Annotated in this window: 13 protein-coding genes; 4 read left to right on the top strand and 9 right to left on the bottom strand. The window is 69.9% G+C overall.

From position 1 onward, the window contains the following. Window positions 1–118 precede the first annotated feature (118 nt). The 8 genes from ABIC25_RS19855 to ABIC25_RS19890 all read right to left on the bottom strand — a co-directional run bounded on the left by ABIC25_RS19855 (window position 119) and on the right by ABIC25_RS19890 (window position 8,710). Window positions 119–604 (bottom strand): UDP-N-acetylmuramoyl-tripeptide--D-alanyl-D-alanine ligase, encoded by a 486-nt coding sequence (locus ABIC25_RS19855; protein ID WP_004022876.1) that lies wholly within the window; start codon window positions 602–604, stop codon window positions 119–121. Further along, window positions 601–2,274, bottom strand: coding sequence for a UDP-N-acetylmuramoyl-L-alanyl-D-glutamate--2,6-diaminopimelate ligase (locus ABIC25_RS19860; RefSeq protein WP_354562832.1), 1,674 nt, complete (start codon window positions 2,272–2,274; stop codon window positions 601–603). The genes ABIC25_RS19855 and ABIC25_RS19860 overlap by 4 nt, the downstream gene beginning before the upstream one ends. 286 nt (window positions 2,275–2,560) lie before the next feature. Continuing rightward, the gene (locus tag ABIC25_RS19865; RefSeq protein ID WP_004022878.1) at window positions 2,561–4,486 is read right to left on the bottom strand and encodes a peptidoglycan D,D-transpeptidase FtsI family protein; all 1,926 of its coding nucleotides are present in this window, start codon (window positions 4,484–4,486) and stop codon (window positions 2,561–2,563) included. 108 nt (window positions 4,487–4,594) lie between these two features. Then, complete coding sequence (ftsL, locus tag ABIC25_RS19870) at window positions 4,595–5,464, bottom strand: cell division protein FtsL (protein ID WP_239401054.1); 870 nt, start codon at window positions 5,462–5,464, stop codon at window positions 4,595–4,597. A gap of 2 nt (window positions 5,465–5,466) precedes the next feature. After that, window positions 5,467–6,453, bottom strand: coding sequence for a 16S rRNA (cytosine(1402)-N(4))-methyltransferase RsmH (rsmH, locus tag ABIC25_RS19875; RefSeq protein WP_248642958.1), 987 nt, complete (start codon window positions 6,451–6,453; stop codon window positions 5,467–5,469). Window positions 6,454–6,699: 246 nt separating this feature from the next. Next, a complete protein-coding gene (gene mraZ, locus ABIC25_RS19880) occupies window positions 6,700–7,140 on the bottom strand; it encodes a division/cell wall cluster transcriptional repressor MraZ (protein WP_064570559.1) in 441 nt (146 codons plus the stop codon). A gap of 519 nt (window positions 7,141–7,659) precedes the next feature. Then, the gene (locus ABIC25_RS19885; RefSeq protein WP_004022882.1) at window positions 7,660–8,064 is read right to left on the bottom strand and encodes an SCO2097 family morphological protein; all 405 of its coding nucleotides are present in this window, start codon (window positions 8,062–8,064) and stop codon (window positions 7,660–7,662) included. 166 nt (window positions 8,065–8,230) lie between these two features. Beyond that, entirely contained in the window at window positions 8,231–8,710 is a 480-nt protein-coding gene (locus ABIC25_RS19890) for an SAV_6107 family HEPN domain-containing protein (RefSeq protein ID WP_354562834.1), read from the bottom strand. A gap of 386 nt (window positions 8,711–9,096) precedes the next feature. On the opposite strand from ABIC25_RS19890, the gene ABIC25_RS19895 reads away from it, so the two are divergent. The 3 genes from ABIC25_RS19895 (at window position 9,097) to ABIC25_RS19905 (ending at window position 12,551) form a co-directional block, all read left to right on the top strand. Further along, entirely contained in the window at window positions 9,097–9,771 is a 675-nt protein-coding gene (locus tag ABIC25_RS19895) for a GNAT family N-acetyltransferase (protein WP_101819454.1), read from the top strand. 1 nt (window position 9,772) lies between these two features. Then, a complete protein-coding gene (locus tag ABIC25_RS19900) occupies window positions 9,773–11,392 on the top strand; it encodes a phytoene desaturase family protein (protein WP_354562835.1) in 1,620 nt (539 codons plus the stop codon). 184 nt (window positions 11,393–11,576) lie between these two features. Beyond that, on the top strand, window positions 11,577–12,551 hold the full coding sequence (locus ABIC25_RS19905) for an LppM family (lipo)protein (RefSeq protein WP_354562837.1): 975 nt from the start codon (window positions 11,577–11,579) through the stop codon (window positions 12,549–12,551). A gap of 53 nt (window positions 12,552–12,604) precedes the next feature. On the opposite strand, the gene ABIC25_RS19910 is transcribed toward ABIC25_RS19905, so the two are convergent. Then, window positions 12,605–13,582, bottom strand: a complete 978-nt coding sequence (locus ABIC25_RS19910) for a methylenetetrahydrofolate reductase (protein WP_033203915.1) — start codon at window positions 13,580–13,582, stop codon at window positions 12,605–12,607. 11 nt (window positions 13,583–13,593) lie between these two features. Here ABIC25_RS19910 and ABIC25_RS19915 point away from each other — a divergent pair, with 11 nt between their 5' ends. Then, window positions 13,594–14,868, top strand: a complete 1,275-nt coding sequence (locus ABIC25_RS19915) for a polyprenyl synthetase family protein (protein WP_354562838.1) — start codon at window positions 13,594–13,596, stop codon at window positions 14,866–14,868. The last annotated feature ends 2 nt before the right edge of the window (window positions 14,869–14,870 follow it).

The following is a 14,870-nucleotide window of genomic DNA, read 5'->3' on the forward strand; positions in this document are numbered from 1 at the left end:
GCCCCCGCATCCTCTCCGTACCCGACCGGAATTCTGTCCTCGACCACGATCGTTCCCCCGAACCCGTCCTGTGCCCCGCGCCGGTACGGCATCGCCGTCACGATGGTTGTCCCGCCGTTCATGGCGCCGACTCCTCGCCGGTCGCCGCAACGACGACCTGCCATCCCCCGTGCTCCGACCACGCGGAGACCACCGCGTCGAGATCGGCGGTGGCCGTCGCCAGCAGGATCACGTCGCCGGCGGCCGGACGCCAGTCCGGGTCGGTGTCGGCAAGACCGGCGGCCTCGTCGGCCGATGCGACGATGCGGGCCTCGTCGCCCCAGGAACCCTCCATGACAGCGCCCTGATGCAGTGCGTGCACGGACCGCGAGTCGCCCACGCAGAGAGTCTTGTCGACGGCCAGCCGGACCGCCAGACGACCCAGCAGATCGTGTTCGACGACGCGCTGGTTCTCGGTCAGCCCCGCCGGCGAGGCGAGTTCGGCGATCACCGCCCACGTGCGGCCCGCCCCGGCGGATTCGGCGAGGCGCCGGAGCAGCAGACGGGCGTCGTCGACCGACACCGGCGGGTTCCCACGGATCACCGTGACCGACGGCGTCGTCATGACCGGTCCCCGGTTGCCGAATCCGGGGCCCCGGGGGTCGACTCCTGTGCCCGGGACTCCTGCACACGGGACTCCAACGCACGAGCGACGACCTCGCGGTCGTCGAAGGGATGCTTCACGCCGTCGATCTCCTGACCTGCCTCGTGTCCCTTGCCCGCGACCAGCACGATGTCACCGGGCTTCGCCCAGCCGATCGCCGCCTCGATCGCCGCGGCCCGGTCGCCGATCTCCCGGATCGGTTCGGCACCCCGGGGGCGTTGCGTCTCCGGCACCGCGCGGGCCCCGGCGAGCACCTCGGCGCGGATCGCACCGGGGTCCTCGGTACGCGGGTTGTCGTCGGTGACGACGACGAGCTCGGCGCCGCGCGCGGCGGCCTCCCCCATCAGCGGACGCTTCCCGGTGTCGCGGTCGCCGCCGGCGCCGATGACGATGGCGACCCGTCCGGTCGACTGGCCGCGCAGGGTCGTCAGCACGGCATCGACCGCGCCCGGTTTGTGGGCATAGTCGACGAGCGCCAGGAAGGGCTGCCCGCGGTCGATGCGCTGCAGGCGTCCCGGCACGCTCACCGACGCGACCGCCTCGAGCGCGGTCGGCACCGGCACCCCCGCGGCGTGCGCGACGGCGACGGCGAGGAGCCCGTTGGCCACGTTGTACCGGCCGGGCAGCGGGATGCGGAGCTCGTGGTCGCCGTCCGGCTCGGCGAACGGTGTACGCGACGAACCGTCGGCCTCGAGCGACGACTCACCCGCGTGCCAGTGGGCCGGCGTCGGCCCGGTGGACACCAGGACCGGCTGCAGATGGGCGGCCTCGCCCGGCCGCCGGGCGAGCTCGGCCATCCGCCGACCCCACTCGTCGTCGACGCACACGACCGCCCGGACCGCATGGGTCGGGGCGGACGGGACGAACAGCTGCGCCTTCGCATCGAAGTAGGCGCGCATCGTCTGGTGGAAATCGAGGTGGTCTTGCGAGAGGTTGGTGAAGGCGCCGATCGCGAAATGCGCACCGTCGACGCGACCGAGGGCCAGCGCGTGACTCGACACCTCCATCACCACGATGTCGACGCCGTCCTCGAGCATCGCCGCGAGCAGGGCCTGGAGGGTCGGTGCCTCCGGCGTGGTCAGCGTACTCGGTTGCGCGATGCCGTTCACCCGCGTCTCGACGGTGCCGATCAGGCCGACGGAGTGGCCGGCGGCCAGCAGGGCGGCTTCGACGAGGTAGGACGTCGTGGTCTTGCCCGACGTGCCGGTGATGCCGATCAGCTTGAGCCGTTGTGACGGGTTGCCGTAGACGCGCGCACTGACATTGCCGAGGACCGTGCGCGGAGTGGGATGGATGAGGACCGCCACGGCGGTCTCCGGCGGCAGCACGCGAGCGAGTTCGGCCCGGCCGGCCGGATCGGTGAGGATCGCCGACGCACCGGCCGCCACGGCCTGGTCGGCGAACCGGGCGCCGTGGGTGCTCGACCCGGGCAGCGCGGCGAACAGATCACCGGGCCGCACCTCCTGTGCACGCAGGGTGACGCCGGTGACGTCCGTCTCGGCGTCTGCGCCACCGACGAGGTCGAGTCTGGCGCCGGTGGCGGTGGACAGCACCGACACGGGTGTCGGTGTGACCTGCCGGGGACGGATCGGTCCACCACTGCGGTCCGGTGATCGTCGACGAGACGCCATCGGTGCTCCTCGCCTCCTCGGTTTTCTCTCGGGGTTTCTGGTCTCGGGGTTTCTGGTCTCGGGCGGGCGGTCCGCCTGCGCGGGCAAGTACTGGTCGTGCGGGGCGGATCCGTGCGGGGTCGGATCGGACGTCGGATCGGGGCGGGCCGCTGGGCGTGTCGACCCCTCTCCGGGCGGCGCAGAATCGCACTCACGATACCGGCCCGCCCGGACAGGTCCGGCACACGGTGCGCCACGGCGACACCTGCCGGATCGAGCGACCGGCCGGCGGGCGACGCCGTACGGCCTACCGCGCGGTCAGGGTCAGTCGCGGCGTCGGAGCCGACAGCGGCACCTGGGCGCGCTGGAGCATCCACGAGGTGATGGTCGAGAACAGCGGTGCCGCCGACTGACCGCCCGATCCGTCGGAACTACGTCGCGGGTTGTCGAGCATGATCCCGACGACGTAGCGCGGGTTGTCGGCGGGCGCGATCCCCGCGAAGGTGATGTTGTACCGCGAGTTCGAGTAGCACCCACACGCCGGATCGACCTGCTGGGCGGTGCCGGTCTTCCCGCTCACCTGATAGCCGTCGACCGCCGCCTTGGTCCCGGTGCCCTGCTGTTCACCCGTCGGATCGTCCTGGACCACCGACCGGAACATGTCCCGGACGGTGCGGGCGGTCGACTCACTCACGACGCGGACCGGCTGGGGTCGCGCCCGGTCGTCGGGTGCCGACCCGTCGCGCTGTTCGGAGGACAGAATCCGTGGCGGGATGCGCAGTCCGTCGTTGGCGATCGCCTGGTACATCGCGGTCATCTGCAACAAGGACATCGAAAGCCCCTGTCCGATGGGCAGGTTGGCGAACGAGCCACCCGACCACTGGCTCAGTGCGGGCACCTCGCCCGCGCTCTCCGCGGGCAGGCCCACCCCGGTTCGCTGACCGAGACCGAACTTCTTCACCATGTCGGCGAAGCGCTCCTCGCCGATGCGCTGCGCGAGCATCAGGGTGCCGACGTTCGAGGACTTACCGAAGATGCCGGTGGTGGTGTACGGCTCGACACCGTGTGGCCACGCGTCACGCACGGTCACGCCGGCCATCCGGATGCTCCCGGGTACCTGGTGGACGGTGTCGGGCTTGGTGATCCCGTACTCGACGGCGGCCGCGGCCGCGATGAGCTTGTTGACCGAACCCGGCTCGAACGGCGAGGTGACGGCCGGGTTGCCCAGGTCGGCGTCCGGCTGCTCGGACAGCGGGACCGACGCGTTGAAGGTCCCGTCGTTCGCCATCGCCAGCACCTCGCCGGTCCGCGCGTCGAGCACGACCGCGGAGGCCCCCTGCGCGCCGGAAGCCTGCTTGGCCTTCATGATCTGGCTCTGGACGAACCACTGGATGTCGGAGTCGAGGGTGAGGCGCACCGTGGCGCCGTTGAGCGCCGGGTGCACGTTGCGCATGCTGCCGGGGATGACCGCGCCGTCCGATCCGCGGTCATAGGTCCGCGAACCGTCGGTCCCGGACAGGATGGAGTCCAGCGACGCCTCCAGTCCGATGAGGCCGTTGCCGTCGTAGTTCACGTCGCCGACCACGTTCGCGGCCAGTGACCCGCCCGGGTAGAGGCGGATGCTCTGCGGGTCGGCGCCGACCTCGGGGAACTCCTCGGTGATCCGCGACGCGACGTCGGGGCTCACCGACCGGGCGAGGTACACGAAGGTGTCCTCGCCGGTGACCTTGGCGAGCAGATCCTCTTCGCTGATCGAACCGCCGAGGGCCACCGACACGCCCTTGGCGATCTCCTTCAGCCTCGTGTCGACGTCTGGCAGGGCCGGATTCTTGCGATGCTCCTCGTCGATCGTCTTGCGAACGGCCTTGGGCAAGAACGTCAACGACCTGGCTTCGTCGGTGTAGGCGAGCGGGCGCCCGTTGCGATCGAGGATCGCTCCGCGCTTGGCGGTCAGGACCTGGGTGTACTCGCGCTGCTGCGCGGCCTCGGCGGAGATCGACCCCGCCTGCACGGTGTGCACGACGATCATCTTGACCGCGACGGCGAGAACGACGAGCAGCACCAGCACGCCGGCCGCGCGCGCACGGAAGACGAAGCTCTGCGGGCCCCGGCCGTTCCGCTTGCCGGTCCCCGGCCGCTTCGGCCCTCCCGACCCCGCGGCCGGCCCTCCGCCGGGGCGACGTCCCGGTCGTGACGGCCCGGCGCCGAGCCGCTCGAAGGTCGCACGTGTCATGGTCGTCAATTGTTCACCGCTTCAACGTCGTTACACCGGATTTGATCCCGGCGGGTTGGAGATGACGCCGGAGACCCAGCCCACGTTGCGGGCCGGGACACCGATGACTCACGGGCTCGGCACCACATTCGGCGCCGGGGTCGGTGTCGACGGTGCGGCCGGCGGAACCGCACTCGTTCCGGACGGCACCGGATTCGTCCCGGACGGCAGCGGATTCGCACCGGGCGGGGCGGTCTGCGACGGGGCGGATTGCGAGGGTGCGGATTGCGAGGGTGTGGTCGGTTGACCGGCAGCCGATGGCGACGGAGTGGGCTGGGGGGTGGTCGTGCGGCCCGCCTCGGAACCCGCCGACCCCGACCGCCCACCCAGCCCGATCGAGTCGTCGACCTGGCTCGGGTCGACCGAGTCCGCGGGATCCGGTGCGGTGTCCGGATTCAGACTCCCCATCGGACGGCCGGAGGCAGGCTCCGGCTTGCCCACCACTCGGGGACGACGCGGGTCGTCGACGATCATGCGTGCCGGGTTGTCGGCGGGGATCATCCCGAGACGTGCTGCCTTGTCGGACAATTCGGGCGCCGAGTTCCCCGATTCGTAGGTGCGCTTGAGTGCGTCCCGCTGATCGATGAGGGACTGGTTCTGTGTCCGCTCGATGCCCAGCTTGTAGGAGTCCTGTGCCGCTTTGGTCGACAGCCACAGGCTGAGCCCCAGCCCGAGTACCAGCAGCGCGATGACCGGCACGACGAACGGGGTGTGCTGCAGTCGTTCTCGCAGGGACACCCCGGTCATCGACAGTCCACCGCCGGTGCGACGCGTCGGCGCGGCACGACCTGCTGCGGTCCGGCGATGGCGCCGGTCGAGTGCGCGCTGGGCGGCGCGCGACCGTGTCGCCCGTTCGGACTCGATGCGGGTCCGGCGGGACCGTCGAGAGTCGCGGTCGTCGTCGGCGGCACGCGACGGGGCCTCGTGCAGGATGGTCATGCTCAGCCCTTCTTCTCGACTCGTTCGATCGCGCGGACACGAACCGGTGCCGAGCGCGGGTTGGTGGCCAGTTCGGTGTCGTCCGGACGCTCGGCCCCGCGGGTGATGAGACGGAAATCCGGTGCAGTGCCGGGCAATTCGACGGGAAGCCCGGGAGGCGAGGTCGACGTCGTGCGCGTGGCGAACTCGCGCTTGACGATCCGGTCCTCCAACGATTGATAACTCATCACCGCGACCCGGCCACCGACCACGAGTGAGTCCAGCGCCGCGGGCAATGCCTCACGCAGGACGTCCAATTCGTGATTGACCTCGATGCGCAGTGCCTGAAAGGTCCGCTTGGCCGGGTGCCCGCCGGTCCGCCTGGTGGCCGCGGGGATCGCGTCGTAGAGCAGTTCGACGAGACGTGCGCTGGTAGTGAACGGCTGCTTGTCCCGCTCGCGGAGAACCGCCGACGCGATCCGCCCGGCGAATCGTTCCTCGCCGTAATCGGAGAGCACGCGGGCCAATTCACCGTGCGAATACGTGTTGAGCACGTCAGCGGCGGTGAGCGGGTCGTCGGCATTCATCCGCATGTCCAGCGGTGCGTCCACCGCGTAGGCGAACCCGCGCCCCGCTTGATCCAGCTGCATCGAGGACACACCGAGATCGAACAGCGCGGCGTCGAGCGCCGATTCGCCCGCCGCGTCCATCACCTCACGGATCTGGTGAAACGTGGCCTGGTGCAGGGAGATCCGGTCGGCGTACGAAGCCAGGCGTGCGCGGGCGATCTCGAGGGCGGACGCATCTCGATCGATGCCGACCACCCTGGCGTTCGGGAACGACTCGAGGATGAGTTGGCTGTGCCCGCCGGCGCCGAGCGTGGCGTCGAGGAAGACCCGTGGTTCATCGGAATCCAGTGCGGGGGCGAGTAGTTCGACGATCCGAGCACCCATCACCGGTACGTGTCCGTACTCGCCGGAACGGCGAGGTTCGTCACCTGCATCGACCATGATGAAGACCCCCCATCGGCATGTGTGCGGTATCGGCGGTGGGCGGTTGCTTCGGGTCGGCGAGAGCAGGCGGTCGGATGGAGCGGGGTCCCGACCCGATCACGCACCTGGCGTTGGGGAAGTACGCCAGGGTCGCGACCGGGCCGAGGCCTCGTGCCACCCGAAGCCTCTGGGCACCGAACTCGCCCATCGGTTGCTGTCTCTTCGGTCTGTCTCTTGGTCGGTCGCCGGGCCTGGGTGGCCCGGCTACAGCACCGCGTTCAGGGCCGCGGAGTTGGCGGCCGAGAAGTTCTCCTCGTGGCTGGTCTGGTACTCGTTCCACGCGGCCGAGTCCCAGATCTCGAGGTGGTCGAAACTGCCGAACACCACGCACTCCTTCGTCAGCCCCGCGTAGACACGATGGTCGGCGGACAGGCTGATCCTGCCCTGACCATCTGGTCGTTGTTCTTCCGAACCGGCGAAGAAGGTTCGCTGGAAGGCACGCAGATCGGGATCGTTTCGGGATGCCTCGACGATCCGAGCGGCGATCGCATCGAACTCCTCGGTCCGGTACACCGACAAGCTGTGATCTTGGCCTTTGGTGACCACTACCCCTCCTGCCAGTGCGTCGCGGAACTTGGCGGGCAGCGTGAGCCGCCCCTTGTCGTCCAACTTGGGCGTGTAGGTACCGACGAATCGCACGGACACGTCGACACCTCCTGCCCACCGGATTCTGCGCCGTCCTGCGCCTCACCCGGTGATGCCACAGTACCCCACTTTCCACCACTTTCCACCCCACACGCCCCCTGATTCACCCCACCTCAGCAAATATGCAGTTCAGAGACATTGATTCGAGTGTCGCGAAGCCTGCCTCGGCGCGTCGCGAGAAGGAATCTCGACGCGAGCGGCGTGACAAGAGGTGTTTGTGATGCGAGAGAGGCTTGAATGACGAGGCGAAACCGATGGGTGGGGCATAGTGGGGCGCCCCGGTGGGGGGAAGTGGGGATCGCCGGTGGGGTGAAGTGGGGACACCGTCGACTGGGCGTCCGATCCCGTCGACCGTGCGTCCGATCCCGTCGACTGTGCGTCACGCAGTGTTTCGGAACTCACAGGAGGCGAACGGCAGCACGAAAAGAGCCGCGTGCCCGAAGGCACGCGGCTCTCTCTATGCAGTTGTGTCGCGGGGTCGGTCAGCCGATCGACGAACGCGGAGTCGCGATCAGCGGATCACTCTTGCTCGAACCGGCGATTGAATCGCTCCTCCATACGTTCGGACAGCTTGCGCTTGCCGCCGGACGACCCGGATTGCTTCTTGCCGGCCCTGGGGGCCGACGAACCGGACTCGGCGGTGCCGCTGCTGTCTCCCCAGAGAGCGAAGAGACCGGCCCCGAACATCACCAGGAAGCCCAGCAGGCTCACTATCGGGAATCCGCCGATGCTGATGTCGACGATGAGTCCGCCGACCAGCATCACCAGGCCGACGACGAAGATCGCCGCCGCCTGCAAGCGACGACGACCGCTCGACCTCCCCAGACGTCGACGCTTGACACTGGACGCAAACTTGGGGTCTTCCGCGTACAGCGCGCTCTCGATTTGTTCGAGCATGCGTTGCTCGTGCTCCGAAAGTGGCACCGACCCTCCTTCTCACTGATCCGCGACGCCGACGAAGGTCACCCGCGACCGGAAAGGCGTCTGCGCCTATATCGTCCCATGATACGAGGTGAAACCGACCGCGACCACCATTACTCGCCGTTGCGGATGACCGGCCGGTGCGAGATACGGCAAAGTGTGGCCCGATTCACGCTGTCGCGCCGATCTGCGGGGCCTCGAAACCGAGTTTTCCTTGCTCGTAGGCGATGACCATCGTCTCGACCTGGCGCAGGAAGTCGAGGACGAGCAGACGCATTCCGGCCACGCTGTCGGGGTCGACCGTGCGGATGATGCCGGACTCGATCTTCATCCGCACCGGCGAGAGCGCCGCGAACCGGGCTGCGATCGACGCCAGCTCAGGTGCGACCATGCCGATGCGCGTCCACGCGTTCGATGTCGACGTCCTGCGCCGGACCGTGCCGATCGGCTCGTGGACGGCCAGGGCCGCACCCGATGCGCGGAGGGCGACCAGATACAGCTGTCGAAAACGTTCGGCACCGTCGTCGACACCGTCAGCATTGTCGAGGAGCAGGTGTGCGCGCTCGAGGAGATCGCGGGCGCGGCCGACCATCACCGGATCGACGGGTGCCCCGTGGGTGAGAGCTGTGGCGCTGCGACTCCTGGCCATGCCGTCCTCCTCCTCGTGCGTGTGGTCGTTGTGTCCGGCGGCAGACGCTTCCCTCGTCCGCCGCCGGACCGTGTCGTGGATGAACGCGAACAGCTTGCGGAGGCACATTCATCGAACATCCGTTCGACACGTTCAATATAGCTAGCCCGGCGTCGGTGTTCAAGACATCTGTGACCCGAAACCACCGCCGGCCTGTACAACGCCACCACCCGCGACCCGATTCCTGCCGAGTGTGCATCATCGATAGGACAATTCCCGGAAGTGTCCGGCGCCGGTATCCACCCCAGAGGGCGGTGCGCCGGCGGTGATGCCGGGCGACTCATACGCGGTGACGACAACACAGAGCCGACGACACAAAGAACGACGACGAGGAGAACGGGAGTCCGTTGACGATCCGCCTGGTGAGCCTGACCGGCCAGGACGCCCGGGCCTGGCTCGAGCCCGCACTGGAGATCTACGTGACCGCGATGAACTATCCGCGCGGTACCGAGATCCACCGCGCCGGGCTCTGGCGTGAGCACATCGGCCGGCCCGGATGGCGCGCGGTGGGAGCGGTCGAGACCGTGAGTCCCTACGAGGCGCGGACCATGCCTGCCGCGCGCCGTCGGGTGGGTCCGCCGGTCGGCATCGGGCCCGACGACCTGCTGGTCGGCATCGCCTACGGATACACGGGCGCGACCGGCCAATGGTGGAACCAGCAGCTGCGACTCGGACTCCGTCAGACCGGCCGGCCGCCCGAGACGATCGAGGCGATCGCCCGCGACTACTTCGAACTCACCGAATTGCACGTGCACCCCACCGCCCAGGGACGAGGAATCGGCCAGTGGCTGCTCGCGCGGCTTCTCGCCGACCGGCCCGAACGTCACGTACTCCTCTCGACCCCGGAGATCCCTGCCGAGGACAATCGGGCGTGGTCGCTGTACCGGCGGATGGGCTTCACCGACGTCCTGCGTCATTTCACCTTCACCGGCGACCCCCGTCCGTTCGCCTTCCTCGGACGGCCGCTCCCCCTCGAACTACAACCGCCGACCGCGGCCCGCCGCGCCGAAGCCGGGAGCTGACATGCACGGAACCCGGCGCGACGCCGTCATCATCGGCGGGGGCCACAACGGGCTGATCGCCGCGGCCTATCTGGCTCAGGCCGGACGGGAGGTGGAGGTCCTCGAGCGGGACGAGATCCCCGGCGGCGCCGTCTCGACCGTCGAACGGTTCCCCGGGCACCGGGTCGACCGCGGGTCGTCGTCGCACCTGATGATCCGTCACTCCCCCGTCCTCGACGACCTCGAGCTGGCCGCACACGGTCTGCGGTACGTCGACTGCGATCCGTGGGCGTTCGTCCCGGCGACCGAGACGGCCCCGCCGATCGTCTTCCGCACCGACCTCGACGCGACCTGCACGTCGATCGAAAATGCCTGTGGTGCAGCCGATGCCGCCGCCTACCGCCGATTCGTCGCCACGTGGACACCACGTGCCCGCGCGGTCATGGACGCGTTCTACCAACCCGCGACGATGGGTCGGTTCGGTCGGGCCTTCGGCGGGCTCGGCGACACCGCGACCACGGCGCGCACCGGATTCCTCGGCCGGCGGGGCGGCCGGGTGCTGAACCTCACCGCCGAGTTGATGGCCTCGGGCGACTCGCTTCTCGACGAGTACTTCGACTCCGAACAGCTCAAGGCCGGACTCGCGTGGTTCGGCGCGCAGTCCGGGCCGCCGATGAGTGCACCGGGGACCGCACCGATGATCGGCTTCGCCGCACTCATGCACCGGATTCCACCCGGCCGCGCGATCGGGGGCAGCGGTGCCCTCACCGACGCACTCGTACACCGGATCGACCACGACGGCGGCATCGTCTCGTGCGGCGACCCCGCGGTCTCCATCGCGCGCTGCGGCGACCACTGGCAAGTACTCACCCGCAGCGGCGAAACCCGCTGTGCCGGCACCATCATCAGCGCCTGCCACGTGCTGACGACGCTGGATCTCCTCGCCGCCGGCGGCTACGACGCCGGCACCATCGACCGGTGGCGACGCGCCGTCGTCGTCGGCAGCGGGATCGGTATGGCGGTACGGCTGGGGACGACGAGTCTGCCCGCCTACCGGGATCTGCCGGACGACCTGCCCGAGCACGGTGTCCATTCGGCTCTGGGACTGCTCGTCACCGACCGCGCCCACCTCACCCGGGCCCACGCCGCGGCGTCGGTGGGCGAGCTCCCGCCGCGTCCCGCCGTGGTCGCGATGAGCTACTCGGCGATCGATCCGACACTCGCTCCGCCGGGCCGTTCCGTCATCAACCTGTGGGCGCAGTGGCATCCGTACCGGCTGGCCGAGGGCGACTGGCCCGCCGCGGCCGACCGGGCCGCGAAGGCCGTCTGCGACGAGGTCGACCGCCATGCACCCGGATTCGCCGAGTCGATCGCACACCGGTACATCCAGACACCGCGGGATCTCGCCGACGAGCTGGGCCTGATCGGCGGCAACATCATGCACGTCGAGATGTCCATCGACCAGATGTTCATGTGGCGCCCGACCCCCGACCTCGCGGGTCACCGGGTGCCCGGCGCCGACGGGCTGCTCCTCGCCGGCGCGTCGACACACCCCGGTGGGGGTGTCACCGGCGCCAGCGGGTACATCGCCGCCCAGTCGGCTCTGCGGCGCGGGCGCCGGGGGTTCGGCCGCCGATCCTGACTCGCCGACCGTCCGACCCGAGAAGCGCCCTGGACAAGAACCCTCGAGCGACCGCCGCCCGCGATCTGCCGCGTGGGCCGCGGTGGGCGGTGTCCGGGCCGGGTGGTTCGACATCGGGGTGGCCGGGAGACCCGACGCGGCGCGGCACGATGGGTGCCCCGCGCTTCCGTCGAGGTCTGGCACGATGAGCACCGTGCGTTCGTCGAATCCCGTACCGGGTGCGCCCGAGTCCCGCCGAGCCCGGCGCCTGCTGCCGTCCGCGGTGGCCGTCGCCCTCGTCGCCCTGTCCCCGTTGATGGCCGGTTGTCTCGAGCGGTCGACGACGGTCGGTGATCGCTACTCGGGGAGCGTGGTCGTAGCGACCACCCCGGACAATTCGCGCGGGACACCGCAGTTCGATCTCCCCGAGTCGATGGCCGGGCAGGTCTCGGTGACCGACTACCGACAGGTGCCCGAGCGACCCGACGCGCCGTCGTCGACTCCCGGCGCCGGACCCGAGAGCCCGGCCGAATCCGAATCCTCCTCCCCCTCCGAGACCGCCGGTAACGATGACGCGGGTGCGGACGGGAGTCCCGACGAGGACGATCCCGCCACCCGGGTGGGCTCGCGAGCGACGTTCAGTGATCTGACGGCAGGTCAGTTCGCCCAACTCGGCGACATCGTGGCCGACGCCTACGGCGACACCTCGCTGACGATGGACCTCACCGCCAAGCGCAGCGGCGAGGTCGTGCGATTCCGCGGTGACACCGACCTGACCGAGCTCGTCCCGGAACGCGACTACGTCCAGCTGACCGTCACCTTCGGCGGTCCGGTGACGGCGACGAACGGTGAACAGGTCGGGGAATCGACCGTGACCTGGACGCCCGCACCCGGTGAACCATCGGACTTCAGCGCCGACGCCACCTACCCGGACCCGGCGACCGCCGCGGTCAGCAGCTGGTCGTGGTTCGTCGCCCTGCTGTGCGTCGTGGTGGTCCTGGTGATCGTCCGGATCGCCTACAGCAAGCGATACCGCGGACCACGCCCCGGACGGCCGGTACCGACGAAGTCCGCACCGTCGACGATCTCGGGCGAGGGACTCGCCGCAGCCGCCGATCCCGCGGCAGGTGCGTCACCGGCACCGCCCGCCACGGACCGGAAGCCCTCCGCCGGGACGTGATTCAGCACGCCGGTCCGGCGTCGACACCGGTCCGGCGTGCCGGGTCTCCCCGCTCAGGCCGGAACGTGCAGCGCGGCGTCGACGTCCACGCCGAGACGGCCCAGGACCTCGGTCGTGGCCTTGGCGAAGTTGAGGCTGCAGAAATGCAGGCACGGCGCGCCCTCGGCGACGAGGCGCTGCGCCATCTCGGTGGCGAAGTCGATGCCGACGGCGCGGACCGACGCGCGATCCTCCTCGGCACCGTTCCCGGCCGCCTTGGCGAAGCGTTCCTCGACGTCGGGCGGGATCACCGAACCCGACAGCTCGACCATCCGCCGCGCGGTGGCCAGTGAGGTCACCGGCATGATGCCCGGGATGATCGGTTTGAGTCCCTGCTCGGGGTCGGCGGCGGCGACCCGATCGCGCAGCCGCAGGTAGTGCTCGACGTCGAAGAACATCTGGGTGATGGAGTACTCGGCACCGGCGCGCAACTTGTCGACCAGCGTGCGGGTGTCGTGATCGATGTCGGGCGACCGGTGATGGGTCTCCGGGAACGACGCCACTCCCACGTGGAAGTCGCCCAGGGTGTCGATGAGCCGGACCAGTTGTTCGGCGTACTCGACCCCGTCGGGATGGGCGACCCACTCGCCGAGCGGATCGCCCGGCGGATCGCCGCGCAGCGCGAGGATGTTGGTGATGCCCTGGTCGGCGTAGGCGCCGACCAGTGCCCGCAGTTCCGCGACGCTGTGGTTGACCGCGGTCAGGTGGGCCACCGGCAGCAGTGTGGTCTGTGCGGCCAGCTCGCCGGTGATGCGCACGGTGCGGTCCCGGGTGGAACCGCCGGCGCCGTAGGTCATCGAGACGAATGCCGGGGACAACCGCTCGAAGATGCGCACCGCCCGCCAGAGCCGGGACTCGGCCTCGGCGTCACGCGGTGGGAAGAACTCGACGGAGAACGGGACCGGGCCGCGGTGCGGAGCGGCCAGACGTTCGACGATCGAGGGTGCGGGAGCGGTTGGGGTCACTCGCACAGTGTACGGAGCTGGTCGCATAGCCTGGCAGGGTGACCTCCACGATCCCCACGCCCACCTCGCTCGATGCGGTCCCGGGCGCCGTCGAGGCCGAGTTGCGGGCCTTCTTCGCCGACGCGGTGCCCGCCACCGCCGCGATCGCGCCGGTGGTCGGCGAGGCCGCCGAACTGATCCGGGATTTCGTCCTGCGGGGCGGCAAGCGCATCCGGCCGGTCTTCGCCTTTGCCGGCTGGCGCTGCGGGACATCGTCGTCGGACCGCACGGTCGCCGGACACGATGCACCCGGCCCGCGGGACGCGCTGCGGGTCTGCGCCGCACTCGAGCTCGTGCAGGCCTGCGCCCTCATCCACGACGACATCATCGATCGGTCCGACACCCGTCGCGGGTTTCCGACGGTGCACCGCGAATTCGAGTCGCGCCACGAGAGCGCGAAGTGGGCCGGGGACCCCGGCGCGCACGGTGTCGCCGCTGCGATCCTCGCCGGCGACTTCGCGCTCGCCTGGGCGGACGACCTGGTTCACGGTCATCGGCCGGGGGTTTCGACAAGCTCAACCGGCAGCAGGGTCGGCTCAACCGGCAGCAGGGTCGGCTCAACCGGCAGCAGGGTCGGCTCAACCGGCAGCAAGGTCGGCGCGACCGGCAGCAAGGTCGGCGCGACCGGCAGGGACGGATCGACCGTCGAGGACGGCGGCCGCCCATTGCCCGCCGCGGTGGGCGCGACATGGGCGGCGATGCGGACCGAGGTCCTCGGCGGGCAGTTCCTCGACATCGTCAACGAGGCCGGCGGCGACGACTCGACCGAGGCCGCCTACCGCGTGATGGAGTTCAAGACCGCCGCCTACACCGTGGCGCGGCCCCTCGAACTGGGCGCGCGGCTGGCCGGTGCGTCCGACGATCTCGTGTCGGGCCTGCGGTCCATCGGCCACGATCTCGGCGTCGCATTCCAGCTCCGCGATGACCTGCTCGGTGTGTTCGGCGATCCGGAACGGACCGGGAAGCCGTCGGGCGACGATCTGGTCTCCGGTAAACGCACGGCACTGCTCGCGATCGCCCTGCAACGAGCCGACGCGGCCGACCCGGCGCTCGGCGCCCGTCTGCGCTCCCACCTCGGGCGCGCCCTGGACGATGACGAGTTGAACTCCGCGCGTGGCATTTTCGTCGAGGTGGGCGCGGTGGCCGAAGTCGAGAACTCGATCGACGAGCTGCTGGGGTCGGCGCTGTCCGCACTCGACGCCGCCGACATCGGCGCCGACATCCGCACCGAGCTGATCGCGGTCGCACATCGCGTCGCGCACCGCGAGGCGTGAAC

This window comes from Gordonia sp. PvP123, assembly GCF_040547295.1.
GTDB lineage: Bacteria > Actinomycetota > Actinomycetes > Mycobacteriales > Mycobacteriaceae > Gordonia > Gordonia terrae.

Bases quoted from the DNA above. Each gene is read 5' to 3' on its own strand.
- ABIC25_RS19855 (WP_004022876.1), bottom strand. From the start codon at position 604: ATGACGACGCCGTCGGTCACGGTGATCCGTGGGAACCCGCCGGTGTCG.
- ABIC25_RS19860 (WP_354562832.1), bottom strand. From the start codon at position 2,274: ATGGCGTCTCGTCGACGATCACCGGACCGCAGTGGTGGACCGATCCGT.
- ABIC25_RS19865 (WP_004022878.1), bottom strand. From the start codon at position 4,486: ATGACACGTGCGACCTTCGAGCGGCTCGGCGCCGGGCCGTCACGACCG.
- ftsL (WP_239401054.1), bottom strand. From the start codon at position 5,464: ATGACCATCCTGCACGAGGCCCCGTCGCGTGCCGCCGACGACGACCGC.
- rsmH (WP_248642958.1), bottom strand. From the start codon at position 6,453: ATGGTCGATGCAGGTGACGAACCTCGCCGTTCCGGCGAGTACGGACAC.
- ABIC25_RS19890 (WP_354562834.1), bottom strand. From the start codon at position 8,710: ATGGCCAGGAGTCGCAGCGCCACAGCTCTCACCCACGGGGCACCCGTC.
- ABIC25_RS19900 (WP_354562835.1), top strand. From the start codon at position 9,773: ATGCACGGAACCCGGCGCGACGCCGTCATCATCGGCGGGGGCCACAAC.
- ABIC25_RS19905 (WP_354562837.1), top strand. From the start codon at position 11,577: ATGAGCACCGTGCGTTCGTCGAATCCCGTACCGGGTGCGCCCGAGTCC.
- ABIC25_RS19910 (WP_033203915.1), bottom strand. From the start codon at position 13,582: ATGCGACCAGCTCCGTACACTGTGCGAGTGACCCCAACCGCTCCCGCA.